This is a genomic window from Mesorhizobium sp. B2-3-5, assembly GCF_006442395.1.
Taxonomy (GTDB): domain Bacteria; phylum Pseudomonadota; class Alphaproteobacteria; order Rhizobiales; family Rhizobiaceae; genus Mesorhizobium.
The window spans coordinates 1-26,097 of the sequence record NZ_VFVX01000050.1 but is presented as its reverse complement, the minus strand read 5'-3'; the positions used below and the strand labels follow the sequence as shown (position 1 = coordinate 26,097).

The window sequence follows — 26,097 nt, the reverse complement described above, 5'->3', positions numbered from 1 at the left end:
GGCCGAGCGCTATGTCAGCGACGGCATGATCCCGGAGGCCGATGATGTTGTGCGGCTGACCAGTATTTTGGGCCGCCCCCTGCACACCTATCGCGACTTTGCGGCCGGGGTCGCGAGCGCAGCCTAAGGGCCGCGCCATCCGCCTCTCGAAAACGACAAGGATGCCCGCCTGTGCCTGGACCGGGCGTCCCGTCTTCTGCTGAACGACGATGGCGCGAGTTCGGATCTCCAGTCCCACAACCAGGTCGCGAATCCTGATCTTAATCAGGTCGCAGCCGCGGAGCTTGCTGTCGATTGCCAAATCGAACAGCGCACGGTCGCGAACGCGTCTCTCGTGATCGAGGAAGAAGCGAACCGCCCAGATATGCTTCTGCGTAAGCGGACGCTTTGTTCCGAGCTTCTTGCCGGCGCTCCAAGCGGCGCGCTCGCGCCCAGCGTCATCGTATTGAGAATGGCCCATGTGAGTTCTCCTCGGCCTTGATTGGCCAGCGGAGAAACGGCGCCGCGATCCCACTGCTCGGGGGCCGACAGCGGATCGGCAGCTTTGAGCTCCGAAACCCAAAGAACGGACGTACAACTCGAAGGGACCGAGGTCTCGGATTGGCCCTCAGCCGACATTCGGAATCGACGGGCGGGACCAGACGTCAACCCGTTTGGTCGGACAGACCCTCCGTGCCGGCACGATTGAGCGCAAGGCTGGGCTCCTGGGCGAAGAGTTCGGCGAGGAAATCGGCGAAGACCCGGACTTTGCTAGCGAGGAAGCGGCCCGCTGGCCGCACGGCCGTGATTGCTAATGACCTCGGCGCATAGTCCGTCAGGATGTCGCGCACTGCACCTGACGCAATCTCTGCTCCGAATAACCAACCGGGAGCATGAGCGATTCCGCTGCCGGACAGGACGGGGGCTCGTATTTGTTCCGCATCGTTGGTGCGGAAGGCGCACTTGGGATTATGCATGACGGGACCAAAGCGATCCCGGAACCCCCATACGCGGGGCGAACCCTGCGGCGCGTATATGATACAGGAATGCTGTTCCAGTTCGGCCGGTATTGCCGGCTCGCCGTGAGCCTCGAGATAAGCGGGAGTCGCCACGGTTACGACCGGCTGGCCGGCGACAATGGGACTGTACGCCCCGGTCAGGCGGTTGGCGAATCATTCGGCAGATTTGCCCCCCGTTGGTTCATCAGCTTAAGTCAGCGGCCGGCCTCTTCCCGCCGCCGGGCGTCTTGGCTGTTCAGCCGATCGGCCATTCTGTCCGCATCATCGGCATTGAAGCCGACCATGACCCTCTTATCAGACTCGGCGGGCTGGCCGGTGAAGACGTCGAAAACGGTCCAGCTGTCCGGATGGTCCATGCGAAGCGCGTAGCGATTTGCCATATCGCGTCCCTTTCATTTTCGCCCGGACCGTTGAATGTCGGTCGGTTCAGGCCTGCATAATGAAAAACACTGCCGCCAAGGCAACGACCGTCCATAGCACCACGCCCGGCTTCCAAAACAGGCCCCTGGGTGACGAGAGACCTTTCCTCACGCTAGCCCCCACGTTCTTCATGCTCCTGGATCTGGTCGACATCGCGGCAACGGCGACCGGCGGCTTGACCCCAAGCCTGCCGAATACCGGAAGCAGTGTCGGTTCACGCACGGACTTCTCTTGACCCCGAGGTCTCAGTATCCCATCCCGCCCATGCCGCCGCCGGGTGGAGGCGCGGCTTCCTTGGCTGGAATGTCGCTGATCATCGCCTCGGCCGTGATCAGCAGCGCCGCGATCGAGCCGGCATCCTGCAGCGCCGTGCGCACCACCTTGGCCGGGTCGACGATGCCGGCCTTGATCATGTCGACATAGACCTCATTCTGGGCATCGAAACCCTGATTGTGATCCTTGCTGTCGGAGAGCTTACCGACCACGATCGAACCCTCGACGCCGGAATTCTCGACAATCTGGCGGATCGGCGCCTCGAGCGCCCGCAGCACGATCGAGATGCCGGCCGTCACATCGGCATTGGCGCCGGTCAGCCCATTGAGCGCCGACCTGGCCCGCAGCAGCGCCACACCGCCGCCCGGAACAATGCCTTCCTCGACAGCGGCGCGCGTGGCATTCAGCGCATCGTCGATGCGGTCCTTCTTTTCCTTGACTTCCGATTCGGTGGCCCCGCCGACGCGGATGACGGCAACGCCGCCGGCGAGCTTCGCCAGCCGCTCCTGCAGCTTCTCCTTGTCGTAGTCGGAGGTCGTCTCCTCGATCTGCGCCCTGATTTGGGCGACACGCGCCTGGATGGTGGCCTTCGGGCCGGCGCCGTCGATGATCGTCGTCGCGTCCTTCTCGATGAGCACGCGCTTGGCGCGACCGAGCATGTCGATGGTGATGTTCTCGAGCTTGATGCCGAGATCCTCGGAAATCATCTGGCCTGATGTGAGCACGGCAATGTCTTCTAGCATCGCCTTGCGCCGATCGCCGAAGCCCGGCGCCTTGACGGCCGCTACCTTGAGGCCGCCGCGCAGCTTGTTGACGACCAGTGTGGCCAGCGCTTCGCCTTCGACGTCCTCGGAGATGATCAGCAGCGGCTTGCCGCTTTGCACGACCGCTTCGAGGATTGGCAGCATAGCCTGTAGGTTACCGAGCTTCTTCTCGTGGATAAGGACATAGGGATCCTCCAACTCGGCGCGCATCTTCTCGGCATTGGTGACGAAATAGGGCGAGAGATAGCCGCGATCGAACTGCATGCCTTCTACGACGTCGAGTTCGGTGTCGGCGGTCTTGGCTTCCTCGACGGTAATGACGCCGTCATTGCCGACCTTGTCCATCGCCTTGGCGATCATCTCGCCGACAGAGGCGTCGCCATTGGCCGCGATAGTGCCGACCTGGGCGATCTCGGCCGACGACTTGACCTTTTTGGCCTTCGCCTTGATTTCCCCGACGACGGCTGCGACCGCCTGATCGATGCCGCGCTTGAGGTCCATCGGGTTCATGCCGGCGGCGACCAGCTTGGCGCCTTCGCGCAAGATCGAGGCGGCCAGCACCGTGGCTGTCGTGGTGCCGTCACCTGCGAGGTCGTTAGTCTTGGAGGCGACTTCACGCACCATCTGCGCGCCCATGTTCTCGAACTTGTCAGCAAGCTCGATTTCCTTGGCGACGGTGACGCCGTCCTTGGTGATGCGCGGCGCGCCATAAGCCTTGTTGATGATGACATTGCGGCCCTTGGGGCCCAGCGTCACCTTGACGGCGTTGTTGAGGATCTCGACGCCGCGCAGCATGCGGTCACGCGCATCGGTGGAAAATTTGATTTCCTTGGCAGACATTTTCTTATCCAGTTCGGGTTTTGGGAACAGCGAGATCAGGCGGCCTTCTTGACCGCTCCGGCTTTGTCGGTGCTGGCCATCTCGGTCTTGTCGATGATGCCCATGATGTCGGCTTCCTTCATGATCAGGAGGTCTTCGCCGTCGATCTTGACTTCCGTGCCCGACCATTTGCCAAACAGGATGAAGTCGCCCGCCTTGACGTCGAGCGCGATCAGCGCGCCATTTTTGTCGCGCGCACCTGGGCCGACAGCGATGACTTCGCCTTCCTGCGGCTTTTCCTTGGCATTGTCGGGAATGATGATGCCGCCTTTGGATTTGGTGTCGCTTTCGGCGCGCCGGATGATGACGCGGTCGTGGAGTGGCCGGAATTTCATTGGGGACTCTTTCTGGGACCGTCATTGATGGCGACCTTACCCTGCCTATAGGCGCATTGGCACTCGATAGATAGGAGTGCCAGAATTAATTCAACGAATATCCAAGAAATCGAACGAAATAATTCGAGCCCACAGAAAATCATTCGTATTGGATGAAAACTTCTGCCGCTTTGAATTTCGCGGACGCCTATTTGTTATTCCAAAAGGGATAAATAAAAGGCGTCGCGATCTTGTTTGGAACTCAATTGAGGCGCATATGTAAATTTCGTTGATTGGGTCGAGTTGGCTTTGTGTCAGAGCCCCGCCCTTCACAACTGAATTCTCGAAAACGAGTGCATGCGCCGGTCCGGCGCACATTTCGTTCCGTTCGAACCCCTGGAATGACATCGACGCTGACCACGGATGGACTGGCAGCGTCGGGCATCATTCCGGCGGTTCGAGTGGGAATGATACGGAATGCGCAGGCGCGCGTTTCCGCTGAAAGCCGCAACAAATGACCAGCCGCACCACACCAACTGTCGTTCGCTTCAAGTCGGCGTTTTCGCTGCCCGGCTTTGATGCACCGCAACCACCCGGAGAATATCGCGTCGATCATGACGAGGAGTCCCTGGAAGGGCCATCCCGGATCGCATGGCGCCGCATGACCACTTTCATTCACCTGCCGGCGATCTCCGCAAGCGGAGCTACGCAGCAGATGGTGCCAATCGAACCGGCATGGCTCCAAGCCGCACTGGAGCAGGACCAGAGACAATCATGAGAACCACAACCCTGATGCAACGCAACGCACGCCCGGTCCGCCGCGAAGCCGCAACGCATCTATTTGCCGTCGGACAGGCTGTCCGGCTGAAGGGCGGCTTCGGCACAGTCCCAAAGACTTCGGAAATCTACCGCATCACAGCCAGACTCCCGCCGAGGGGAGATTCGCCGCAATACCGCATCCGCAACGACAGCGAACTTCATGAACGGGTGGCGACGCAAGACAGTCTCGAACCGGTCGACACATCGCCGGGTGACAGCATAACGCTCATCGAAAGGACGTTTGAACGTGTCAAAGGGACAGAAACGCTCGAGCCGGGAGATCAAGAAGCCGAAGCAGGAAAGGTAACGCCCAGCCCTGAAATCGCCTTCGGCAGCCAGGTCAAACTTGCTGCCCGTGCCGCGCGTAGCAAGGCCAAGGGTTGAGGACGCGGGACAGGCAGGGATGACGATGAAGATCGTGGTCGAGTTTTATCGCACCCGAGCCGCCGACGACGCGCATGCCCTGATCGGCCGCGAAGCGGCGGAAGCGGCCGACCTCGATGATGCGATCGAAATCGCGCGGCGTTTGGCACAAACCCTAAACATGCCGCAGCGGCCAGACGCCATGATGATCGCCGATGCGAAAGGTGCAAAGCTCTATTCCGGCGTTCTCATCGGGGCGGTGATCAACGAGGAACGGCCAACATCATGAGGGGCCATAACAACGAAAGCTTTTCGGACGAACTTCGCCGCGCTTGCAGTCTGGGAAAATGAGGGCGGCGCGTCTGGGCTCGATTCTTTTGAACATCAGATGGCCGTCGAGTCGCAGTTGATCGTTCCTGCACCGATTTCCATGTTTCAGTGGAAGTCCGGCACACGAGGATGGGTGATGCCATGACCGACCTTAGTCGATCGGACGCTACGAGGTGGGCAAGATCGACATGCTGATCCGCTACGGCTATGAGATCACGCTGACCTGCCAGCAACCGACCGCATTGGTATGCCTGCTATCGGTCCACGACGACCGCGCGGCGGACATCAGGATCCCTGAAGCGATCTTGACCACGCCCGATGTTCCGACATCGACCTACCATGATTTCTTTGGCAACAGGTGCCGGCGCTTTGTTGCCCCCGCGGGCGACCTGACTATGTGGGGCGATGCAACGATCGAGGACGACGGCAAGACAGACAGGCTGCTGCCAGCTGCCCGCAAAGTAGCCGTGTGGGATTTGCCGGACGCCTGCCTTGTCTACCTGATGGGCAGCCGCTATTGCGAAACCGATCGTCTCAGCCAGACGGCATGGGACATGTTTGGCGCCACTGCCCCAGGTTGGGGCCGCGTGCAAGCAATCTGCGACTTCGTCCACGGTCATATTCAATTCGACTACATGCAGGCCAGATCGACGCGAACGGCGTTCGAGGCGTACCAGGAACGCATAGGCGTCTGCCGCGACTTCGCCCATCTCGCGCTGACTTTGTGCCGCTGCCTCAATATTCCTGCACGCTATGTCAACGGGCATCTCGGCGACATCGGAGTCCCGGTCGTCGACCCCATGGACTTCAGCGCCTGGATCGAGGTCTTCCTGGACGGTGCTTGGCATACTTTTGATCCGCGAAACAACACTCCCAGGATTGGCAGGATCGTCGTCGCCCGCGGCCGCGATGCGGCCGACATTCCGCTCATCAACTCCTTCGGCCCGCATGTTCTCAAAGGGTTTCGGGTCTGGACCTATGAAGTGCAGGACCTTCACCCTACATAAGCAATTTGCGGAGGGGCGCAGACTTTCGACTTGTTGAATGTGGGCGGCTGTTGGCGCCGAGCGGATCGTCTGCTCGTGGCGCTACCGCAACTTCCAGCGCGGTTGCCTGCGAAGTCAGCTTTCGCGGCGCCGCCGGCAAGGCGCCCGAGCGGCGATAAAGATAGAGGCAGCCATTGCGGCGCAGCAAATCCGCGGCATCGGCCTGTGCCGCCATCTCCTCCCAGGCCGGCAAAGCATCCGACAGCAGGCCGGCCATCACCAAGGCATTGGCATGAGACGACAGGCATCAAACGAAACCGGGAAGCTGAAGATGCCCGGCCGACAGCAAATCCGCCATCGTTGTCAGCGCCGTGCGCAGGTCGTCCTGCGAACGCGCGGCGCCGACATTGATGCGCACGCCGTGCTGGACGGGTTCGCGGCCGACAGCAAAGGCATCGCCCGGCAGCAGGGCGACGCCGCGCTCCAGGCAGGTGCGCGCAAAGCCGGCGCCACGCCACGGCTCCGGCAGGCGCAGCCAGGCATGGGTCGCGCTCGGCTGGCTCTGGACGTCGTAGCGGCCGAGGATCTCGCTCAGGATCGCCTGGCGCTGGCGCAGTTCCTGTTTCTGCACCTCGATGATGCGCGCCGCGGTCCCGTCTTCGATCATCCGCGCGCCGATCAGCGTGGTCAGCGGGCTGATGCTCCAGCAATTGATGCGCAGCGCCGCCGCGACTTGGCCGGCAATGGCGCGTGGCGCGATAACGAAGCCGAGCCTGAGGCCCGGCGCCAGGCATTTCGACAATGCGCCGATATGCACCATGAGCTCCGGCTCCAGGTTGGCGAAGGACGGCAAGGCCTCATCGGCCAGCGGCCGGTAGACGTCGTCCTCGATGATCATCACATTGTGGCGGCGCGCGACGCGGCAAGCTCGCGGCGGCGTGCTTCGCTGAGCGTGATCGTCGTCGGGTTATGCAGCGTCGGCACCAGGAACACCGCGCGGGGGCGCATATGCGCGCAGGCAGCGTCGAAAGTGTCCGGCCGCATGCCGCCGCGATCCATGGCAACGCCCCTGAGATCGAGCCCATGCACCCGGCAGAGCGCGTCGATGCCTGATAGGTCACCTCGTCGGCCAGCACCACCTCGCCCTGCTTTGTCGCCGCGCCCAGCAGGCAGTCGAGCCCGTGCTGTGCACCGGCCGCCAGCACCACGCGGCCAGGGTCGCGGTCGCCGGCAACCGTCTTGAGCCAGTCGGCGATCGCCGCGCGCGCCCAAAGCGGCCCTTCCGGCGGATGGTAGTCCTGCAGCGAGGCATAGTGCGGGTCTGTTGACAGGCGCGGCAGCAATGCGGCCGCCAGCGCATCGAGATAGGCCGAAGTGGCCAGACCGAGAGATCGATGATGCCGCTCTCGTCGCTGGGTGCGGAGACGAAACTGGGCCGCTCGCCGGCCTGGCGCGCCGCCACCGTGGTGCCACGGCCGGGCCGCGCCTCCAGCAAGCCGCGCTGCTGCAGGGTCGCCAGCGCCCGTGTCACCGTGGTAACGTTGATGCCGAGCGCGCGCGCAATGTCGCGCCGCGGCGGCAGCCGGTCGCCGACCGCCAGCGTGCCCGCGCTTTTCACCGCCCGGGTTGTTGTAGCGGCTACGGCACGTCCGCGGTCTGAACGCAGAAAAGATGGCTTTCCGGTATCAGTCTTCGACGCGTGTGACAGGTCGATTCCTGGTACGCCAATATTCTCGATAATGTGGACGCAGCGAACCAAAACTTCCTCAACCCTCCGCTTGGGTGAGGCTTCCGAGCGCTCCGCCGGTCAAAGTGCCTTTGATGTGAGCCACGATTATCTGGATGGCCTCATCGCGGGAAACGTCGTCGCCCGCGGCCTTGCGGAGCCACATTCCGTCAACGAGTGCACCCACCGCCAAGGAAGCTCCGCGCAGGCTCGTGGGATCCAGCACGCCCGCGAACGCCGAACCCAGGTTTGACTTTAGGCGCCGATAAAAGATCGTTTGCAACAGTGCGAATTGGGGACTGCTTGCAGCCGCCGCACAGACGGACAGCCAAGCCTTCGCCACGTTGGGTTCGAATGCATTCTCAGGAAAATTTCCCTCGACGACGGCGATAAACCGCTGCCAAGGCGTCTTCGCTGCTTTCAACCTCGCGACGACCTCCTCCATCAGGATGCGGTTGTTGTGCCGCACCATCGCAAAGAGAACCTCGTTCTTGCCTTTGAAATAATAGGCCAGGATGCCCGGCGACATGCCGGCTTCACGGCATATGCGGGCCGAAGTCATGCCTTGCAGCCCATGCTCAAGGAACACACGGTGCGCGGCCGCCATCAGCTCGACACGCCGGATGTCCTCGATTTTCGTTCGCTTGCTTTGAGTCGCCATTGCCCTTTCTAGCAAAAAAGATTCTTGTATGCTTGTACAAGATTCTGTATTAGCATACAGCACAGAGATCATACTGTCGATGACAGTCCGTCTCACCGAGTAAAATGGGGAACCTCAATGCGCGCCACATTCGTTTTCGCTTTGCTTTCAGGGCTCATCGTCTCACCCGCCATGGCTGCCGATGCGGCTCAGTGCCAGAAGGTCCGCATGGCGGATCTTGGCTGGACCGATATCGCCCTGACCAACACCACTGCGGAGGTGATCCTCAACTCCCTGGGATACGATGCCTCGCAGACCCTTCTCGGCCTTGGCGTTGCTTACTCGGCCCTCAAGGAGAACGACATGGACGTGTTTCTGGGTAACTGGCGACCGGTCCAGGACGAGGAATACAAGTCCTACTTCAATGAGGGATCGGTCGAAGTGCTTGGTGTGAACCTGGAGGGTGCCAAATACACGCTCGCTGTTCCGCAATATGTTGCGGACCAGGGGGTGAAGAGCTTCGATGATCTTGCCGCGCATGCCGACAAGTTCGGCAGCAAGATTTATGGCATCGAGGCGGGCTCGAACAAACCGCTGCTCGACATGATCGCGGCCAACCGCCACGGGCTCGGCGATTGGCAGATCATCGAGTCGAGCGAGGCGGCAATGCTGACGCAGGTTTCCAACTCCGTTGCGGACAAGAACTGGGTCGTGTTTCTCGGCTGGGAACCGCATCCGATGAATCTCGATTACAAGATAACCTACCTATCGGGCGGGGACGTCGAGTTCGGGACGAATTTCGGAGGTGCCACAGTCCGCACTATTGCCCGCAAGGGCTTTACTGCAGAATGTCCCAACGCGGCCAAGCTGTTCGCCAATCTGGTCTTCGATCTCACTTATGAAAACTACGGCATGCGGATGATCCTGGGGGAGGGAAAATCCGCCGAGGAAGCCGCCCGCGAGATGATCAAGCGCAACCCGGACAAACTGGCGAAATGGCTGGACGGCGTCTCGACCTTTGACGGTCAGCCGGGCTTGCCGGCCGTGAAAAGCGCGCTCGGTCTATAGATGAGCCACAGCATGCTAGCAGCCGTCCTGGAAGGTGCGGGCCAGCCGTTGCGCATCATCAGAGTGCCGCGGCCGGAACCGGGTCCCGGAGAAATACTGGTTCGTCTGGAGGCTAGCGGCATATGCCACACCGATGTGCATGTGTGGCAAGGGCATCTGCGGCCGATGTCAGGGCAACAGCCCGCAATTCTCGGCCATGAAGGCGTCGGCAAGGTTGTGCAGCTTGGCGCCGGCGTCACGGACTGGCGCCTGGGCGAGCGTGCCGGCGTCGCCTGGCTTCACGATACATGCGGCCGCTGCGATGAATGCCGTTCGGACATGGAGTCGTTCTGCCAACACCAGCGGGCGCACGGGTTCGATGTTGCCGGCACCTTCGCCGAATATGTCGTTGCCGATGCGCGTTTTGCCGCGCGAATGCCCGAAGACGGCGATGCCGCGGTGCTGGCGCCATTACTGTGCGCTGGCCTGACCGCTTATGGCGCCGTGATGCGCGCGGGGATTGTTGCCGGAGAGACCTGCGCTGTGTTCGGCTGCGGCGGCCTTGGCCTCTATGCGGTCCAGATCGCGCGGCGGCTCGGCGCAACTATCGTCGCCGTCGATACGGATGAGGCCAAGCTCCACCTTGCAGCTTCGCTTGGTGCCGATCATGTCTTGCTTGCCTCGCCTGGTCTGGCCGACAAGTGGCCGGTGAACCTACGTGCTCATGTCTGCATCAATTTTGCGCCGACGCCAGCAACGTGGGATGCCATGATCGCAGCGATCCGTCCGCGTGGTAGGATCATTGCGGCGGCGATGGTCTCGCAACCTGTGCCCCTCAACCAAGAATGGCTCACCGCTACTGGCGTCTGGATAACAGGTACGAGTGTCGGCACGCGCGCGCAGATGCATGAACTGATTCGCCTACATCAGGCGCAGGCGTTCGAGGCACAGGTACAGCGCGTCACGCTCGCCGAAGCGACCAGTGCGCTGAAACGGTTGAAAGCGGGAAACGCCGAAGGACGACAGGCGATTGTTTTCGGTGGCGGTATCTGACGATCGTGGCGGCGCGGTCGTGGAATCTCCTCGAGATCGCCCCCCCCGCGATCGCTCAAAGCTCTTATTTATTGAAGCGAGTCGCGGCTATAGGTCTATGGTTTTATGCTTGTCGCTTATGCCACCTGGCTGCTGCGCCTTGTTGCCCTATTCAACCGCGAGGTGCGGGACAACATGCATGAAATGGCACCATGAAGCGCGTTGAGGGCCGTCGCGGCAGCGAACGCCTCGGCCGTTCCCTGATTTCGGCGACCGAGGCATCGAGTGCCACCGGCAAAGAGCCTGATTGCGTACGGGCTGGTCTAAGGCTCTCGGGCTAATTCCTGACATTCCGCAATCCACCCCAACTCGCCGTTCCTCGAAGCGCTCTGATTGCCGAGCTGCCGCGTGGCCGAAAGAAAGCGTGACAGCCGTCAAGCTCGGCCATGCGGCATAATCCAGCCTAAGCCATAATGCCCAAGTTCGTGCAGCGCCGTGCGGTTGCCAGTTGATCGACTCGAAATACGCTGCTGGCGAAGGGACCCGCACAAAGTCTCGCACCAGGTCGTAGGACGCTCGGTCGCCGCCGATGTGGAAGGCGACCCGGCCGATCAGAGTCTCGACCCGCAGCTCGATCTGGCAGGGCGGTGGCGGCGACGCCGCGCTCGCGATGCCCCCGGGCAGGCTTTCGCACGGGTCGGCTTTGAAGACCGTGTAACGTTTGAGGAACGGGATGGCGGCGGCTTCATCTCCAGTCTCCCCGGCGCGCTTCTTCGCGGTCATCAGGGCAGATTTCAATTTGACGGAAGCGATGGTGCTCGGCAAGATCCGCCGTAACGTAGCTGAATTGCCCCGCATTGCTCCATTCAATCTGGAATGCTTGCAGATCAAACAGCCTTCGCATTCCGCCGTCGTCCACGCGCTGGCGGTACCGTTCCGGCCGGAGACTTGCCAAGTGCATCGAACAGCGTGCCCAATTTGTCCGCGATGGGAGTGCCGATGCCGGTGCACGGGTCGGGGCCGATGCGCGCGCGGAAATAGCCGTTGTCGCCGCTGGTTATGTCGTTGAAGCAGGTCTGGTTGAGCCAGAGTCGCGGCGTCACCAGACCGAGCTTGCGCCCGAATGCGGCAAATAGCCCGGCATAGAGCGGCGCCACGGCGCTGGTTCCCCCGATCACTTCCTGCCGGCCGTGCACGAAGACATTGTAGCCGGTATAGGGGTCGGCATTGGCGGAGATATCGGGCACCATGCGGCCCGGCCCGTGCGGCGCCCCCGCCTGCCATGCCGGCATTGGGCGGAACAGTTCCGAGAAGCCCCCGCCTGTCCCCGAGCCGTTCGGGTTGCCGGGGTCGTCGTTCCAGACAGTCTCTTCCGCATTGGCGCCGTGGGGCTTCATGGTGCCGCCGCAGCCAACGACGAACGGGCTGGACGACGGCAAGTCGACATTGGCGGGGTCCGCCCCGCCATCCGACGAATTGTTGTCGCCAGAGGCGGCGAACACGATCATGCCGGCCTTGCTGGCGGCCTCCGCCGCCTTGTTCAGCCTGCCGGGATAGTCGATGCCTGCCATTGCCGCCGCCTTCCAGTTGGCCTCATCGGAGCCCCAGGAAACCGAGCAGACGTCGCAGCCGTCGGCAGCAGCTGCGGTGATCGCAGTCGCCATCGCGCCCCAGTCACTGGCGTCCGCCCAGTAGATACGGATGCCTGCCGCCTCGCCCGTGGCCGCGGAATAAGCCGCGGCGGCGACTTCGATGTCGAGCGCGACCTCGCGGTCAGGGTCGGTGGCTGGGCTGCCTGAGCGCTTGTTCGGATCGTTGCGGCCGGCCCCGATCGACACGTCCACGATGGTCGGTACCGGCAGGCCCGTCGAGCGGAAATAAGCATCGATATCCTTCTGCACCCAGCCCCCGCTGAACTCGATAATCGCAATCGTGCCGCCGCCGGCGAGGCCACTTGGCCAGGAATAGGCTCGACACAGATCCGGCACATTCCAAGGCTCGGCGCCGGCCACGGCGGGACGAAAAGCGACGTCGCCGATGTCAGGAAGCTTGAAATAGGGCCGGATCATGTTGGGCACCGCGCGCGACAACGCCGCCCTGGCGTGCAGGCGGGCGCGGCGCGTGCCGACGGCCCGGTCGTACATGGCCGCGAGGTCGGCTTTCATGGCCGTTCGCGAAGCGCCGTCGAGATAGATCATATGCCCCGAGGGGTAGTTCCTGATCGTCAGATTGCCGCGGACCCTGGCATCGTTCAGCGGCATGGCCTCCAGCGTCAGCCTGGTCTGGAAGAAAGGCGTCACTGAATCGTAGTAGCCGTTGGCCGAGAGCACGAGCAGGTCTGGATTGGCCGCCATCGTGGCGGCGAGATCGCCAGCCGTATACAGCGTCGGGTTGCCTTGGCTGTCCGGTTTCTGCATCGTGCCCGCCGGGTCGGTGTGACTGAAGTCCCAAAATTGGAAGGCCTGGTCATTGAGGTCGATGAAGTTCGACGTTGCCGCGAATTTTAGGTCGTTGTTGAGACATTGTGGTGTAGACGCCACCCACGGCCGCCATTGTCGGGTCGTTCATGCCGCCATCGGGCGAGACAATGGCGGAGATGCCCGTGTCGATGCCGGTCACGCGCCCGTCATAGGCGCCCAGCGCCAGCCCTTGGTCCTGCAGAAGCTCGACCAGGAAAGCGGCATGGCCGAGCCGGTCGGCAGCCTCCACGTTCAGCCGCCAGCCTCCGAGTTCGCCGACGGAAAGGCCGAGGTAGCGGCTCAGCGTCTCCACCGCCGCGGGGTCTGCCTTCGGGAAAGCCTTCAGTGCTGCGGCATAGGGGCCCTGCGCGAACTGAGTGACGGTCCCCATGTATGAAGCGAGGTCCGCCGGCAGCGGCTCGATGCCGGTCTTTTTGTGAAACCATGCATCCGCGGCAAAGGTCGGCATCAGACCGACCGCGTTGGAGAAGTTGGCGGGATAGTCGAGCACGCTGGACTGCAGCGTGATGCCGTTGAGGTCGATGCCGTCCTCGTGCAGCAGCCAGGCCAGCACGCAACTGCGTGCCGTGCCGTAGGATTCACCGAGCAGGAAGCGCGGCGAGTTCCAGCGGTTGAATGCGCCGAGATAGCGCTTGATGAACTGCTTGATCGAGACGGCGTCCTGATCGACTCCCCAGAAGTCGCGGTTCTTGAAGGGCGCGATCGCCGCGGAATAGCCGGTGCCCACCGGGTTTATGTAGACCAGGTCACTGCGGTCGATCAGGCTGTCGGGATTGTCCTCCATGGCGTAGGGCGGAGGCGGCGTGAAGCCCGGCATGCTGGTTTTAATACGTCTGGGCGCGAAGGAACCGAGGAGCAGGAAGACCGACGACGAGCCAGGACCGCCATTGTAGAAGAAGGTCACCGGGCGAGTGGTCGCGTCCGCCCCGTCAGCCGTGAAGGCGACGTAGAAGACCTTGCCCGCGGGCTTCGAACTCGACGGATCGACCGAAACGAGATGACCGGCCTTGGCAGTGTAGGGAATGGAAATCCCGTTCAGCGTGGCCACATGATGGGTGATGGCGGCGTTCTCGGTCGCGTCCGAAACAGAGTCGTCCGGCCCCGACCCGTAGACGGTGGTGTCAAGGAAAGGCTGTCCTGGCGCCGCCTGGCCAGCGCCCGAGCCGTTGTTGATCGTCTTCGCCATCGCCGGCCTCCAAGACTTCGAGTTCACGCCAACCGATACTGCTCGGTTGTCCCCCGCCCCGGCCAATGACTTTCCTTCTAAATTTACTAAATTCTTATTTTACTGTTCTCTAATGTATAGCAATTCAAATAAGACAATACGCCCGTTCAGCAAAGCCTACAAGTTCTGAACATCGAGGCCCGTCACTCGGATCGGCCGCCACATTGCCAAGGCGCATTGACGGCATACCAGTCGAGCCATGTTAGGCGCACCCACAGTCATGCTCGATGAAGTCGAAAACTGACTGGCCTGGACAGCGGCGCACGCTTGGAACCTGGTTGCGTTTGCTGCGGCCCCAGGGAATCGGATCACGGACACTCGAGCTTGAGGTCGTCGAAGGCATGCAGTTCGATCGCGGCTATCTCTCGCCCTATTCCATCACCAATCAGGACAAGATGCGTGTGAAGCTCGACCAGCCATATGTCATGGTTTACGAGAAGAAGCTGTCAAACCTCCAGGCTCTGCTGCCCGTATCTGCCCTTCGCTCAGGCTGCGGACAGTTGCTCTTCCACGTGGTCTCGAAGCTCTATGAGCGCACCAGCATCATCATCACCACCGACCTGGCTCCAGCGAATGGCCGAGCGTCTTTGGCGACGCCAAGATGACGACCGCGCTGCTCGGTCGGCTCATCCGTCATTGCGAGATCGTCGAAACCGGAAACGAATCCTGGCGCTTCAAAAGCTGAGGTCCAAAAGCCAATCAGCCGCGCCCGATCAGGCTGCGCAACCCCGACCAGCTTCGCCTGATCGGGCGCAAACCGGCTGCCCTTCACCAACCCCAAACGGGGGTCCCTTCTACATGAAAACCCACGGCCCGATTCCGTGGTCGTTGACAGCAAGCTGCATGACCTGGTGGGCTTTTTGCGCTAACTAACGAGGCAGACCACCCGATGAGACTTCTACTGAGCGTCAGCATATCAACGCGCGACGTTGCACGCTTCTAGAATATGCGCGTACCGGCGAACCATGATGTCGATCCCAAAACGGGTCTCAACAGTAGATTGGGCCGCCTTGCCGAATTTCCGAAGCAATCGCTTTTGGCTCTGTAGTTCAATAACCCGCTCGGCAGCTTGGCACGCGTCTTCCACGATAAAGCCGTTTACTCCGTCTGCGATCTGATCAATTACGCCGCCAGAACGGTTGGCAATCACGGGAAGGCCCATCGCCATAGCTTCCAACGAGGCATTTGGACAACCTTGCCGCTCGGAAACCATTATAAAAATCTGCATATGCCCGAGGAATGGCCTCACGTCTTCCTGGGCCCCTGTAAACAAGACGTTGCCTGGTGCACGCGCCTGCATTTCTCTGAAATAGTCGCCGGTTTGGGAGTCCGGACCGCCGACGATAGTCAAAGAAGTGCGCGGCGAACGCTCAGCCAGAATCTCCATCATGTCGAGAAGGAAGTCGATCCGTTTGTCCGGAACTATGCGGCAGCAGGTTCCAATCGCAAACGTAGGATCCCAATTAGCTGGAAGAAGATGCTGAGCTGGCGGAAGCGGAATGAAACTTGGCGGAAGACGCACTCCGTTCGGAACGACATGTATCTTAGATCGATCCGGGCACAGGGAAGCTGGCGGCACGCCGTCCTCGTACTTGCTCACGAAGGCATCAAGGCGGACAAAGTACTGGGCGGCCGTGAAGGCGATGCGACGCTGAAAGCCGGATGCCGCCTCAAGTTCATCAAACAGCATTGGTCCTGGGCTCACATCAACGATCCGCAGATCGCGCCGAACCAGGATCTTGGTCAGCAGAAGCTTCGTCTCCGGAGCCACATTCCAGAAACAGACGACCCGAATGTTGAGTTGATCAATCCATGTTAGGATAAGCTCAACTCGTTCAATGAGGGTGTCGGCGCCTTCCGCAGACATTATGGGGATTTGAAATTCATCCAACGCACGCTTGTGCGTAGCCGTCGGTGCGCCACGGAGGACACCCAGGACAATTTTTTGTCCCGCCGCATAGCCGGACAGAAGATTAACGAGCGACGTTTGCGGCCCTCCAATGTAAAGATTTTCGGTGAGCAACAATGTCCCTGATGGGGGGATCAATTGGGCCACGCTGCTAGCAAAACCGTGCTTGCCTAATAGCCGCCAGAGGTGGGGGACTACCATCGGTTCAGTGCGAAGCACCGGCAGCACGCGCTCGGCGCGCGTTGCAGCCTTCAGGATACCTTGCACATAGGCGTCGATATCCGAACCGTCCTTAACGAGGACAGCATCCGGCGGAAGCACTTCAGCGTTGCCCCCTGCGCCGGCGGTGACGACCGGACATCCCGTCTGCAAAGCCTCCAGCAGCGCTACGCTCAAGCCCTCATAGATGCTTGTATTCAGGAACACGTCGAACGCAGCAAGGTAAGGCTCAGAGGGATCCACGTCACCGGGCATGATCATGTCGGCAATTACCCCGAGATCCACCGCCAACCGGCAGGCTGCCTCGTAGGCGGATCTGCCTCCACCGTAGGCGTGGTCCCAGCCTCCGAGGATCATGAGCCGAGCCGGGACATGTTGCCGAAGCGCGTGCAATACCTTGACCGCCCGGGTGTACGCTTTTTGGGACTTGAACTGCCCGACCATGCCTATGAGCACGGTTTGATTGTTGAGTGCCCATTTGTCGCGAATATCCCGCCGGTGAGCCGCCAACTCGGCCGGCGTGAAGATCCGCTGCAATTCGTGACGAATGGTGACCGCCGGCCGAGATCCAACGACCTGGAATTCCGCCGTGACAGCATCCGATACGCCAATCACCATTGGGACGTTGGGGTGGTCGTATGTGGCCGGCGGATCGGTCCAACCAGGGCTCATGTTCTGCAGTACTGGGATTGTGGTTATGCCCATGTCCCACAAAACGCGGAGGTTCTCGGCAGGGATCAGATGCGTATAAACCACCACAGGCGGATTCTGAAGCATGTGCAACGCGAAGGCCTTTAAGCTGGCACCAATGTCAGCCGGGTTCTCAGCATACATGACACTTAGATTACCACCGGCGCCAACCGAATACTGGCGCTGCGATCGATGCAGGACATACAGAGTCTGGCGAAAGTCTCCGCTGCTGCCTTGTAGCGCCTTCATCGTTTCGATGACGCTGCGCTCGGCACCGCCCCTAACCAGGCTTGGCAGCAGCACATTGAACTGGCTTGGCGAGCGAGCCACGTCTCGTGGGAATCGTATCGGCAGCGGTGTTGGAGGCCGCCCAAGCTTGACAGGTGCCGCCCTTGGCGTTCGGGTATTTTCTCTTGCGTCGATTAGCCCGTACTTGCGATAAAGTTCCCATAGGGTGCTTCCAGGCCGGGGAGAGTCCTTGTTAGGAACATAGTCAAGGAGCTTGCGACCTCGGTAATCCCCCCGGTCAGCTTCGAGGGTGCGCCACATCTCGTTGATCCAGTGGATTGCCCGCCACTCACGAGGCACTTCCACCATTTCCTCCACCATCGGTCTGATGAAGTCCATCCAGTGATCCGGATTTGAAATGTCCTGGATGATCGAGTGTTGCAGGCCCATCGCCTCGACGTGCCGGGTCAGGATGCGGTTCGGCAGCAGGTAATCGCTCTCGGGCGTTACCGTCTTCACGGTCTCCCGGTACACCTTCTGCATCAAAGGGCTGCCAGCAGGCGTCTTAAGGATGCTGCCTATGACACCGATTCGGTGAGGTCTGAAAGCATAGTCGCCCGGGAAGTCGAACGGACGAAGGCAAGTTACGTCCATGTCTACCCAGATTCCACCGTGCTCATGGAGAAGTTTGTATCGGAATAGGTCCGAGAACGGTGCGCCGAAGCTCTGCCGACCGACCCCGGTCTCCGGATCGGCATTCGTCTTGGCAAAGACCTTCGTCCTGGGAACAATTGTCTCTGCGGGGCGAAGCAATACATTGCGGGGAAGATCATAACTGGAAAGGTCATCGTAAGCCCACAGGTGGAACTTGTGGCCAAAGTGGGCAAAGGAATGCAGGGTCAGAAGTTCGAGACGAGAAAGGCGCGAGCCGAACCACATGCCGTGGACGATCCTATTGTCCTCACGCATGCGCGAGCCGTCGGGCCATAGGTATCCGCTCCCTTCCCTGCCAGACAACCCGACCGAAAACCCTCCGACAGGCTGGCGATTAAACTTACCGTACTCTAAGCTTTCGCACCGAGCCAACCTGAAGCCCCACGAATTTGGCCATGGCACAGAAAATCCTATGCATCACGGCGGGTCAACGTAGCGGTACGACTGCTTTGCGCAGCCTCATCTCGGCGGATCAGCGCTTCAAGGATCTGGGCGAGATTTTCGACACCTCGATCTTGGACCAGCCTCAATCATTCTTCGGATATTGTCACAAACGCAGGCTCCAGTTGGCCGACATAATGTCCGGACCCGACGCTGAACGACTGTGTAAGGACTATGTCGCATTGCTGCAGAACGTTGCGGCGAAGAGTCACTTGCTGATCGATGTAAAATTCAACTCCTGGGGCGAAATACGCATGCCTTGGACTTATATGCACCAGGAACCGTTCTTCCTTTCACAACTAAAATGGATGTCGGCCAGGTTTATCTTTATATGGCGGCAAGACCTAGTCGGTCAGGTTCTAAGCGATCGAATCTCGGATAAGCTAGGAAAATGGCACAATCTGGTTCCCGACGATGCCATTGAGCCTTTCAATCTAGACGTCAATAAACTCGCAGCTCGTGCGAAGTTGCTCTGCCAATCTGAACAGTATTTCTACAACAACCTGTCTTCATATCCGGAATCATTGATTCTGTGCTACGAGAACATGTTCACCGCTCAGGGCGGATTGGAAGGCGATGCTTCCGCTGCGGTGCGCGCACTGGTTGATGAAGACCTGAGGTTTCCTGAAAAGGGTATCTACCATCAGAATCTGATCAGCAAGGCCTCGATCATCTCCAATTATTCCGAGATCGTGTCGGCCGTTGAACGCGTCGCCCGGGACTACCGCGACCCGGCCATCGCGCGGGCGTTGCAACGAGGCTGACTCCGCGCTTTGGCAGCAAGAGTGCCTCAAACAAACTGGAGTGTCTCAAACTTGACCCACGCCCCGCTGATCCTCTCAGCCTGCTCAAGCAGAGATACGGTGATCTCCAGGTCGAACGTCCCGACCATGTCTTCGGAAGCACTCAAGAAAGCGAAATTGACTTCGGGCCCGTCCAGGCTGATCTCGCGCCGGGCGATCGGAGCGCCGCTTGAGGCGACAAGAGAGAGCGCTACATGAAGCGAGGCTGGAGCCTCTGGTGAGCGTCTGATGCCCGGGAATACGATCCCGCTACACTCGTTGCGTCTCAATCCCCTGACAGTGACTGACATCGCAGGCTCACCTCGCCGGTTGGCGTGTAGAATGAGTGGTGCCAAGCTGAGATCGGGAGGAATCCGGGACCACGGGTTTGGCCCACGAATGGTGATCTCCCAAAAGGCGCGGTTCGGAGTCTTGGCCAACTGTGGCCGGGCGACAACCGAGCGTAACTCCTCCTGGATCTGGAAATCGGCCCGGGGAAATCCCTCTAGAGCCGAGTGCCATTCCGAGAAGGGAATGTGGTTCTGCCAGGGAATTCGGCAGCACTCGATCAATGCGGCGGCGCTGCGTGAAGGCTCTTCATAAAGACGTATTGCCCCGATATCGGCGTCATCATTGGCTACACACCGCTCACCGGGCCAGGACTGGTAGAGATAGAGAGGGCCAAATGCCTGGGAACTGGCTTGTCGCAGAGGTAGCCGGATGTCGTGCAGGGCGATCCACGCGCCGGGTTCGACCAGATCCAGGATAGACAGCAGATCGAGGCACGGCCACGGATGCATATGATTGGCGTCGAGGAACACAAAGTCAAACCGCGCTGGCCGAGCTGGCCAGTGCCGGATGTCCGTTGACTTGACACCGGTGGCAAGCGTCAGGTTGGTCGGCGCATTGTCGAAAATGTCTTTTATGTGGGCGCCCACAGGCCTGGACGGATCGTCGTAGAAGACCTCAAGTTTGTCGAAGGAGTAGAGCTGGCTTTCGCGCAGTCGATCGGCAAGCAGCGTGGCCAAAAAGACCGTGGAAACGCCGGAAGCGACGCCGATCTCGGCGAGTGCGCGAGGGCGCTCGCGCATGATCAGGTCGAATAAAAAAGCCGCGTCCGCGCGACCAATCGAACCCGTCGCCCAAGAGGGTCGCGAATAGCGCGCGCCGACATATGCCGCTGCTTCATCAGAAGCGCCAAGATCGTCAATTCCCACTGGGCCACCCTTTTGCGCGCAAGCCGCGATGATACCGGTTTTGTGAATCATTGGCCACGCTCGGCGGGCAATGGCACCAAGCGGGAGCATGATTTGGTCTTAGGCGTGGGGCGGCGGCGAACGTGGTTGGAGTCACAGGGTTCTCGGCGAACGCCAAAAAGCTTTCTCGTCGAGAGCGGGACGCATGGTGATCCCAGATAGTCGGAAGTAATAACCGTCGCGATGGTGTTGGAACAGTTTTTCGCAAAGGTGTAACTGGAACACGCCCTTCTTCTAGCCTATCATGAGTGGGGAGTTGGGGCAGGTGGACTGAATGAGCCGGCTTATTGTTGAATTGACTGGAAACCGCGACGTTTGCGGTCGGCTTACTCTCCTTGATGATGCGGGCAAGCCGGTCTGCGGACCATTCGCGACCGCCGCCCGCTCCAGCGACGTGCTTGCTGCAGCAAACGGCAATCGGCAGCGGGCCTCCCAACAGCGCTACGGCGACACGCCTACCGGGCGGTATGTCGTGCGCCATTTGTTCAAGAGCAGCAAAAGAAATGGATTTCCGCCCAGTTGGTTTGGCCCCAACGGTATCATTGTGATCGAAGGAATTTCCGGCAATGCGGCGCTGGCGGAGGCTAACGGCCGCTTTCATTTCCTGATCTGCGGCGGAGAGCTTTCGCCGAACGGAGAGCTGCGTTCCACAGCTGGCGGTCTTCGAATAGAAAATGATGCGATGGGTGCGCTCTTCCCCGCGATGATGGAGGACCCATGCACATCGTGCGAGATTGTGGAGCGTGATCGCATAGTAGACAACAGGATTGTATTCCTCGATCGGACCTGCAGTTGGCAGGATCCAATCGTTCTGCCAGGTTTTCCGCCGCGTCACGGCCTGAAAGCGCGCAAGTCAAGGCAGTTGGGGGCGGCGGGCTTTGGCGGGGCGATGATGCTCGCCATGACAGTTTCATTCGTGACAGAAACCACATCGCCGGTAAAAGCTTCAATGCTTCAGGCGAGGCCGAGCCACGCGTGGGGGGGAGCGGAAACGGGGCAATTTCTGCCGACGGCCTCCATCATGGACAGGCATTTTGTCAAGTTGGCTTACGGCACCGCCCCGCCCACTCGTAGCGCGGTCGAACTGAACATGGACAATTTTGTCAACTATATGGATGAAAAATCGGTCGACGCCTCCACGCACAAATGCGGAGCAGCTTGCCGGGACGGGCTGAAGGCCGGGGGCCTAGACGTGAGCGGTCACCCAAAAAATGCAGGCGACTACGGCCCGTTCCTTGAGAACCTGGGCGCGTCAGCCGTTTCACACACGAATTCCGACACTCCGCCGGCCGATTACAAACAAGAGAAGGGCGACATTGCCGTGTTTCAGGTCACTACTGCGCGCCCCAATGGACACGTTGAGGTGTGGGATGGGAAAAGGTGGATATCGGACTTCAAACAGAACAATTACTCGCCTTATCAAAAGAATATACCGCCCAGTACCATTTATAGATTCCCTAAGAAGAAATGAGTTAATCGGGTGAAAAGCTACAGAACTTACGCCTATATTACGATCGTCGCCTTGGCGGTTTGTGTAGTGGGCATTAATAATCAAGCGGTTGCCCAGCCGACTGCCGTTCAGTTTACTCAGGCGTTTTACGATTGGTATGGCCCCGCGGCGTTCAAAAACGCTGATCAGGCGTACGCAGCGGCGATTTCTGACCACGCCTCGGAATTCGACCCTAGGCTACTTGAGGCACTGAGGGAAGATCTTGCGGCTCAATCAAAAGTTTCCGGTGAAATTGTCGGGCTTGACTTTGACCCATTCCTGTTTAGCCAAGATCCAGCTGAATTTTATCAAGCTGGCAAGTCTAGTAACCACGGCGGCGTCTATTCGGTTGAATTGCATGAAGTTGTGGGCGCCAAACCATCGACCGCAACCGATGTGACAGCCCAAATAGAGATCGAAAACGGTAGCTGGCGATTTGTTAACTTCGTCTATCCCGACGGCAACGACCTGCTCAAGGTTTTAGAAATACTCAAATCCGACCGTGAAAGTCCGGCCAAGTAAGCCCGGATGATAACTGCCGGTAGCTTTTGAACTTGAGATGGGTGCCGGTCCTGGTAGGCACACTATGTTGACATTGTGCTACATTAATTAGCGAGCAATGGCGGCGTGTTTGATCGCCTGTTGAATGGGCGAGCATCTGGCAGGGAACGATCCTTGCGGACATTCGACCTGCCATGGCAATTTACGCTCGAAGCGGCAATCCAAGTGCGGCCTGGCGGAAACCTTCATGCCGCGTGACATAGCTCCAGCTGGGCACATAGTTGCAAGACGAGGAGATCATCGCCCGGCTTGCCGCTGATTTGCACACCGACCGAGAGCCCTGAACTATTTTTGAAATACGGACACGACGCGGACGGCTGTCCTGAGATGTTCGATGGGATGGAGTAGGGAGCGAACCTGTAACCCGCCGCGTTCCAGGTCTCGACATCTCCAAATGCCCTGAAGCTCAAGGATCCGACATTCGGAGGGTCGGTCGCCAGCGTCGGCGTCAAACAGACATGGATCGATTCCATCGAACCCAGGTAGCGTGAGGTATAGATCTCGCGGGCGGAGCGTGCCCGCTCATGTTCGCCATTTCCCCCCGCCTTGGCCTTTTCCAGAAGATGCCACGTCAACGGCTCAAGCTCCTCGGCTGCCGGGGCTCTGCCGAGGTCGCGTGAGCGTTCCTCGACTAGGCGCACGAGGTCGAAAATCCACAGGTGATCGAACCAATTGGACGCGTCGAGACCCTCTGGATAGCGATATTCAACAATGCGGTGCCCGAATGATTCCAGAACCTGAGCCGCCCGGTTCACTGCCTCCTGCTGGTCCGGACCACAAGGTCTGCCTGCCGGGTCAGTACAGCAGACCCCGACTGTTATCTGCCGTACAGGTCTATCGAGGCCTTCGAGATAGGAATGGCGCTGTGGAGAGAAATCGGCGGTGATGTCGAGCGATGCCGCGCTGTCGCGCACGGTGCGCGTGATAACGTGATCGGAGTTCAGCCCACCTGCAATCTCATCAAAGTACGGCCCTGTGGGATTGAAACCCCCGGTCGGCTTGAACCCGAACACGCCGCAGCACGCAGCCGGTATTCTGATCGAGCCACCTAGGTCCGTTGCGTGGGCAATCGGCACCATTCCCGCAGCAACCGCAGCGGCCGCCCCCCCGCTGCTTCCGCCCACCGTCAGATTGAGGTCCCGTGGGTTGCGCGTTGTGCCATACGCCCGAGGCTCCGTGACGAACTCGGCAGCAAATTCCGGCGTGTTTGTCTTGCCCAAGATAGCGAGGCCAGCACGGCGCCACCGATCGACCATGATGCTGTCAGGCTTTGCTGGCGCACCCTTGAAGAACGCCGAACCGAAGGTCGTCGGCATGTCTGACGAATAGAGGTTCACGTCCTTCAGAAGGAGGGGCACACCGCGCAATGCACTGGCAGCACCGGTATCGGACCTCGAACAGCTCGGGTCGAAATTACGCATGATCACTGCATTGAGAGCGGCATCCCTGCTTTCAATGACGCTGATCGCAGCCTCGATCACTTCGCGCCGAGAAATCTCTTTTCGTTCGATCAGACGCGCCAAACCGACGCCGTCTTGAGCGACATAGTCCGACACATTCATTCGGCACCCCCACGCGCCAACTGACTGACCAGCTGGACGACGTAGTTCTGGAAAATGGCCAGGGCATTCTCGGTGGTCACTCGGCTGGTTGGTTGAGCCGCTTTGACCCAGAGCCCGTCGATCATTGCCAGGAGACAGTTGACCGCAAAGTCCACCTGCCCTTCTGGAATGAGCGAGCGAAGGCAGTAGGCGATATTGCTCGCCAGACGCTTTTCGTAGATTGCCTGATAGCGCATCATTTCGTGATTGCCGCGCAGAGCGGCCCAAAGTGCGAACCACGCCGTTGCCACCGCCGGCTGAAACTGCTCGGCATCGAATTGCGCTGAGGCGATGGCCAGAAGGCGCTCCATCGGCGTCGAAGCCGTCCGCAGCCTGGCGATCGTGACGCGTGACAACTCACGGTTCAGGTGACGCAGGACAAGCGTGTAGAGCTCGTCCCGGCTGCCGAAATAGTGGGTGATAAGACTAGGCGAGATTCCCGCCTTCATACCGATCTGGCGGATCGAACTCTGCTCGATGCCAAGCTCGTGAATGGTGTCAATGGCAGCCTCAATGATCTGCTTCTGCCGAATAGGTTGCATTCCCACTTTTGGCATCGGTCCCTCCTGTTAGCGCCATCTTGCATTTTTTTATTGTACACGCCAACAAAAAAGATATGATTGTTGGAGCGTTCAACAAAAACAGGGGAACTCCGATGAAAGCCTTTGCCCTTTATGCAAGCGCCGCGCTGACCATCTTCATGGCCGCCGCACCTGCGCACGCCGATCCCGAGAGCTGCCGGAAGGTGAAATTCTCCGACCTCAGCTGGACGGACCTTTCGCTGACGAATGCGACGGCGTCCGTCATACTGACTTCCTTGGGCTATGAACCGGAACAGACCATTCTGGGTCTGCCGGTGACCTTCGAAAGCTTGAAAAACAAGGATATCGACGTTTTCCTGGGAAATTGGCTTCCCGTCCAGGAACAGGAATTCAAATCATACATCGACAACGGCGATGTCGATGTCCTCACCACCAACCTGACGGGCGCCAAGTTCACGCTGGCCGTGCCGACCTATGTCGCGAAGGCGGGGGTGACCTCGTACGATGATCTTTCGAAATTCTCTGACAAATTCAACTCAACGATCTACGGCATCGAAGCGGGCTCAAACCAGCCGCTGCTCGATATGATTTCCGCCGGAAGGCACGGTCTCAAGGACTGGAATGTCGTCGAGTCCAGCGAGGCGGCTATGTTGACCCAGGTCGACAAGATGACCAAGGGAAAGGAATGGATCGTTTTCCTGGCTTGGGCGCCACATCCCATGAACCTCAAGTTCGATCTGACTTACCTGAGTGGCGGCGACAAGGAATATGGTCCCAACTTTGGTGGGGCGACGGTTCGGACGCTGACGCGCAAGGGCTACCGCCAGGAATGCCCGAACGTGACCAAGTTCCTGGAAAACCTGCACTTCGACATCGACTATGAGAACAATGGCATGAACGAAATCATGACCAACAGCGTCGAGCCGGTAGACGCAGCGCGCAAATTGATAAAGCAGTACCCCGACAAGCTGACCGCATGGTTGGATGGTGTGAAGACGTTCGACGGCAAGGACGGTTATGCTGCAGTCAAGGCAGCTGTGATCACAAACTGACCATCATCGCCTGATCGGTGATCTGCGGGCATTGACGAGCCTCGGGACGATACCTCCCCCGCCCAAGTGCCGACGGGGGAGCTCTGGGAACCTGCTGCCGACCACTACTCCGTCTCTCATCAAAAGTGTGCTGGCGCGGAGGGAGCCATCGTCGTCGAGGCGCGGAAAGCACATCGGCGTTGCCCTCATGTGCCTCGGAGCAAGGTAAGCGCTGTTCCGGCGGCACCTTTCGGAGGTCGCCCTGAGCGAGGATGTTGGAGCCTTTGAGGGCTTCGACACATGACGATTTCAGAGCTTACGCTTAAATCCAGCGATCC

At 59.8% G+C, this 26,097-nt stretch carries 24 protein-coding genes and 5 pseudogenes; 12 read left to right on the top strand and 17 right to left on the bottom strand.

The annotated features are described in order from the left end of the window. The 5 genes and pseudogenes from FJ958_RS32590 to FJ958_RS29375 all read right to left on the bottom strand — a co-directional run. Positions 1-460, bottom strand: a pseudogene (locus FJ958_RS32590) (hypothetical protein); the annotation flags it as partial. Positions 461-644: 184 nt separating this feature from the next. Continuing rightward, positions 645-1,118: a substrate binding domain-containing protein gene (locus FJ958_RS29395; RefSeq protein WP_281406693.1), complete on the bottom strand. Its 474-nt coding sequence runs from the start codon at positions 1,116-1,118 to the stop codon at positions 645-647. 74 nt (positions 1,119-1,192) lie between these two features. Continuing rightward, positions 1,193-1,378, bottom strand: a complete 186-nt coding sequence (locus FJ958_RS29390; RefSeq protein WP_140748966.1) for a hypothetical protein — start codon at positions 1,376-1,378, stop codon at positions 1,193-1,195. 285 nt (positions 1,379-1,663) lie between these two features. After that, positions 1,664-3,295, bottom strand: coding sequence for a chaperonin GroEL (gene groL / locus FJ958_RS29380; RefSeq protein WP_140748960.1), 1,632 nt, complete (start codon positions 3,293-3,295; stop codon positions 1,664-1,666). 35 nt (positions 3,296-3,330) lie between these two features. Beyond that, entirely contained in the window at positions 3,331-3,669 is a 339-nt protein-coding gene (locus FJ958_RS29375; protein WP_140748957.1) for a co-chaperone GroES, read from the bottom strand. A 493-nt stretch (positions 3,670-4,162) separates the two neighbouring features. Between FJ958_RS29375 and FJ958_RS29370 the strand changes: the two genes are divergently transcribed. The 4 genes and pseudogenes from FJ958_RS29370 (at position 4,163) to FJ958_RS29355 (ending at position 6,167) form a co-directional block, all read left to right on the top strand. Continuing rightward, entirely contained in the window at positions 4,163-4,426 is a 264-nt protein-coding gene (locus FJ958_RS29370; protein ID WP_140748954.1) for a hypothetical protein, read from the top strand. Then, positions 4,423-4,725 (top strand): annotated as a pseudogene (locus FJ958_RS29365) (hypothetical protein); the annotation flags it as partial. The gene FJ958_RS29370 and the pseudogene FJ958_RS29365, both read left to right, overlap by 4 nt. 151 nt (positions 4,726-4,876) lie before the next feature. Continuing rightward, positions 4,877-5,119, top strand: coding sequence for a hypothetical protein (locus tag FJ958_RS29360; protein ID WP_140748951.1), 243 nt, complete (start codon positions 4,877-4,879; stop codon positions 5,117-5,119). Between the two features lie 229 nt (positions 5,120-5,348). After that, positions 5,349-6,167, top strand: coding sequence for a transglutaminase family protein (locus tag FJ958_RS29355; RefSeq protein ID WP_140748972.1), 819 nt, complete (start codon positions 5,349-5,351; stop codon positions 6,165-6,167). On the opposite strand, the gene FJ958_RS29350 is transcribed toward FJ958_RS29355, so the two are convergent. The 5 genes from FJ958_RS29350 to betI (FJ958_RS29340) form a co-directional block, all read right to left on the bottom strand. Beyond that, entirely contained in the window at positions 6,160-6,423 is a 264-nt protein-coding gene (locus FJ958_RS29350) for a hypothetical protein (RefSeq protein WP_140748948.1), read from the bottom strand. The genes FJ958_RS29355 and FJ958_RS29350 overlap by 8 nt on opposite strands. 30 nt (positions 6,424-6,453) lie before the next feature. After that, on the bottom strand, positions 6,454-7,044 hold the full coding sequence (locus FJ958_RS32330; RefSeq protein WP_246679828.1) for an aminotransferase class I/II-fold pyridoxal phosphate-dependent enzyme: 591 nt from the start codon (positions 7,042-7,044) through the stop codon (positions 6,454-6,456). Continuing rightward, positions 7,044-7,205: a hypothetical protein gene (locus tag FJ958_RS32325; protein ID WP_246679827.1), complete on the bottom strand. Its 162-nt coding sequence runs from the start codon at positions 7,203-7,205 to the stop codon at positions 7,044-7,046. The genes FJ958_RS32330 and FJ958_RS32325 overlap by 1 nt, the downstream gene beginning before the upstream one ends. A gap of 58 nt (positions 7,206-7,263) precedes the next feature. Further along, on the bottom strand, positions 7,264-7,764 hold the full coding sequence (locus FJ958_RS32320; RefSeq protein WP_246679826.1) for a winged helix-turn-helix domain-containing protein: 501 nt from the start codon (positions 7,762-7,764) through the stop codon (positions 7,264-7,266). Between the two features lie 148 nt (positions 7,765-7,912). After that, positions 7,913-8,533 (bottom strand): transcriptional regulator BetI, encoded by a 621-nt coding sequence (betI, locus tag FJ958_RS29340; protein ID WP_181176565.1) that lies wholly within the window; start codon positions 8,531-8,533, stop codon positions 7,913-7,915. 117 nt (positions 8,534-8,650) lie between these two features. Between betI (FJ958_RS29340) and choX (FJ958_RS29335) the strand changes: the two genes are divergently transcribed. Beyond that, entirely contained in the window at positions 8,651-9,580 is a 930-nt protein-coding gene (gene choX, locus FJ958_RS29335) for a choline ABC transporter substrate-binding protein (protein ID WP_140748942.1), read from the top strand. After that, positions 9,581-10,612 (top strand): alcohol dehydrogenase catalytic domain-containing protein, encoded by a 1,032-nt coding sequence (locus FJ958_RS29330; RefSeq protein ID WP_140748939.1) that lies wholly within the window; start codon positions 9,581-9,583, stop codon positions 10,610-10,612. A gap of 452 nt (positions 10,613-11,064) precedes the next feature. Here FJ958_RS29330 and FJ958_RS32315 read toward each other — a convergent pair. From FJ958_RS32315 to FJ958_RS29325, 3 genes and pseudogenes are all read right to left on the bottom strand, one after another. Further along, positions 11,065-11,365, bottom strand: a pseudogene (locus FJ958_RS32315) (zincin-like metallopeptidase domain-containing protein); the annotation flags it as partial. 113 nt (positions 11,366-11,478) lie between these two features. Next, positions 11,479-13,008, bottom strand: coding sequence for a S53 family peptidase (locus FJ958_RS31855; protein WP_210243494.1), 1,530 nt, complete (start codon positions 13,006-13,008; stop codon positions 11,479-11,481). Positions 13,009-13,057: 49 nt separating this feature from the next. After that, positions 13,058-14,257 carry a hypothetical protein gene (locus FJ958_RS29325; protein ID WP_210243493.1) on the bottom strand — a complete coding sequence of 400 codons (1,200 nt, stop codon included), beginning with the start codon at positions 14,255-14,257 and terminating at the stop codon, positions 13,058-13,060. Positions 14,258-14,616: 359 nt separating this feature from the next. Between FJ958_RS29325 and groEL the strand changes: the two are divergent. Beyond that, positions 14,617-14,787: pseudogene (groEL, locus tag FJ958_RS32310) on the top strand (chaperonin GroEL); the annotation flags it as partial. Next, positions 14,779-14,981 (top strand): annotated as a pseudogene (locus tag FJ958_RS29320) (ATP-binding protein); the annotation flags it as partial. The pseudogenes groEL and FJ958_RS29320, both read left to right, overlap by 9 nt. 231 nt (positions 14,982-15,212) lie before the next feature. On the opposite strand, the gene FJ958_RS29315 reads toward FJ958_RS29320, so the two are convergent. Next, on the bottom strand, positions 15,213-18,311 hold the full coding sequence (locus FJ958_RS29315) for a glycosyltransferase (protein ID WP_140748936.1): 3,099 nt from the start codon (positions 18,309-18,311) through the stop codon (positions 15,213-15,215). Between the two features lie 140 nt (positions 18,312-18,451). Here FJ958_RS29315 and FJ958_RS29310 point away from each other — a divergent pair, with 140 nt between their 5' ends. Further along, the gene (locus FJ958_RS29310; protein WP_140748933.1) at positions 18,452-19,261 is read left to right on the top strand and encodes a hypothetical protein; all 810 of its coding nucleotides are present in this window, start codon (positions 18,452-18,454) and stop codon (positions 19,259-19,261) included. Between the two features lie 26 nt (positions 19,262-19,287). Here FJ958_RS29310 and FJ958_RS29305 read toward each other — a convergent pair whose 3' ends face one another. Continuing rightward, entirely contained in the window at positions 19,288-20,547 is a 1,260-nt protein-coding gene (locus FJ958_RS29305) for a class I SAM-dependent methyltransferase (RefSeq protein ID WP_181176564.1), read from the bottom strand. Between the two features lie 262 nt (positions 20,548-20,809). Here FJ958_RS29305 and FJ958_RS29300 point away from each other — a divergent pair, with 262 nt between their 5' ends. Both FJ958_RS29300 and FJ958_RS29295 read left to right on the top strand, forming a co-directional pair. Beyond that, positions 20,810-22,006: a hypothetical protein gene (locus tag FJ958_RS29300; protein WP_140748927.1), complete on the top strand. Its 1,197-nt coding sequence runs from the start codon at positions 20,810-20,812 to the stop codon at positions 22,004-22,006. A 9-nt stretch (positions 22,007-22,015) separates the two neighbouring features. Then, positions 22,016-22,546, top strand: a complete 531-nt coding sequence (locus FJ958_RS29295) for a hypothetical protein (RefSeq protein WP_140748924.1) — start codon at positions 22,016-22,018, stop codon at positions 22,544-22,546. Between the two features lie 224 nt (positions 22,547-22,770). On the opposite strand, the gene FJ958_RS29290 is transcribed toward FJ958_RS29295, so the two are convergent. Both FJ958_RS29290 and betI (FJ958_RS29285) read right to left on the bottom strand, forming a co-directional pair. Beyond that, a complete protein-coding gene (locus FJ958_RS29290; protein ID WP_140748921.1) occupies positions 22,771-24,147 on the bottom strand; it encodes an amidase in 1,377 nt (458 codons plus the stop codon). Continuing rightward, complete coding sequence (gene betI / locus FJ958_RS29285) at positions 24,144-24,743, bottom strand: transcriptional regulator BetI (RefSeq protein WP_140613574.1); 600 nt, start codon at positions 24,741-24,743, stop codon at positions 24,144-24,146. Before betI (FJ958_RS29285) ends, FJ958_RS29290 begins: the two co-directional genes overlap by 4 nt. A gap of 98 nt (positions 24,744-24,841) precedes the next feature. On the opposite strand from betI (FJ958_RS29285), the gene choX (FJ958_RS29280) reads away from it, so the two are divergent. Continuing rightward, positions 24,842-25,780 carry a choline ABC transporter substrate-binding protein gene (gene choX, locus FJ958_RS29280; protein WP_140613573.1) on the top strand — a complete coding sequence of 313 codons (939 nt, stop codon included), beginning with the start codon at positions 24,842-24,844 and terminating at the stop codon, positions 25,778-25,780. The last annotated feature ends 317 nt before the right edge of the window (positions 25,781-26,097 follow it).

Coding starts and splice junctions, on each gene's coding strand:
- FJ958_RS29390 (WP_140748966.1), bottom strand. CDS start 1,378: ATGGCAAATCGCTACGCGCTTCGCATGGACCATCCGGACAGCTGGACC.
- groL (WP_140748960.1), bottom strand. CDS start 3,295: ATGTCTGCCAAGGAAATCAAATTTTCCACCGATGCGCGTGACCGCATG.
- FJ958_RS29375 (WP_140748957.1), bottom strand. CDS start 3,669: ATGAAATTCCGGCCACTCCACGACCGCGTCATCATCCGGCGCGCCGAA.
- FJ958_RS29370 (WP_140748954.1), top strand. CDS start 4,163: ATGACCAGCCGCACCACACCAACTGTCGTTCGCTTCAAGTCGGCGTTT.
- FJ958_RS29360 (WP_140748951.1), top strand. CDS start 4,877: ATGAAGATCGTGGTCGAGTTTTATCGCACCCGAGCCGCCGACGACGCG.
- FJ958_RS29355 (WP_140748972.1), top strand. CDS start 5,349: ATGCTGATCCGCTACGGCTATGAGATCACGCTGACCTGCCAGCAACCG.
- FJ958_RS29350 (WP_140748948.1), bottom strand. CDS start 6,423: ATGGCCGGCCTGCTGTCGGATGCTTTGCCGGCCTGGGAGGAGATGGCG.
- FJ958_RS32330 (WP_246679828.1), bottom strand. CDS start 7,044: ATGATCATCGAGGACGACGTCTACCGGCCGCTGGCCGATGAGGCCTTG.
- FJ958_RS32325 (WP_246679827.1), bottom strand. CDS start 7,205: ATGGATCGCGGCGGCATGCGGCCGGACACTTTCGACGCTGCCTGCGCG.
- betI (WP_181176565.1), bottom strand. CDS start 8,533: ATGGCGACTCAAAGCAAGCGAACGAAAATCGAGGACATCCGGCGTGTC.
- choX (WP_140748942.1), top strand. CDS start 8,651: ATGCGCGCCACATTCGTTTTCGCTTTGCTTTCAGGGCTCATCGTCTCA.
- FJ958_RS29330 (WP_140748939.1), top strand. CDS start 9,581: ATGAGCCACAGCATGCTAGCAGCCGTCCTGGAAGGTGCGGGCCAGCCG.
- FJ958_RS31855 (WP_210243494.1), bottom strand. CDS start 13,008: ATGCAGAAACCGGACAGCCAAGGCAACCCGACGCTGTATACGGCTGGC.
- FJ958_RS29325 (WP_210243493.1), bottom strand. CDS start 14,257: ATGGCGAAGACGATCAACAACGGCTCGGGCGCTGGCCAGGCGGCGCCA.
- FJ958_RS29315 (WP_140748936.1), bottom strand. CDS start 18,311: ATGCGTGAGGACAATAGGATCGTCCACGGCATGTGGTTCGGCTCGCGC.
- FJ958_RS29310 (WP_140748933.1), top strand. CDS start 18,452: ATGGCACAGAAAATCCTATGCATCACGGCGGGTCAACGTAGCGGTACG.
- FJ958_RS29305 (WP_181176564.1), bottom strand. CDS start 20,547: ATGATTCACAAAACCGGTATCATCGCGGCTTGCGCGCAAAAGGGTGGC.
- FJ958_RS29300 (WP_140748927.1), top strand. CDS start 20,810: ATGAGCCGGCTTATTGTTGAATTGACTGGAAACCGCGACGTTTGCGGT.
- FJ958_RS29290 (WP_140748921.1), bottom strand. CDS start 24,147: ATGAATGTGTCGGACTATGTCGCTCAAGACGGCGTCGGTTTGGCGCGT.
- betI (WP_140613574.1), bottom strand. CDS start 24,743: ATGCCAAAAGTGGGAATGCAACCTATTCGGCAGAAGCAGATCATTGAG.
- choX (WP_140613573.1), top strand. CDS start 24,842: ATGAAAGCCTTTGCCCTTTATGCAAGCGCCGCGCTGACCATCTTCATG.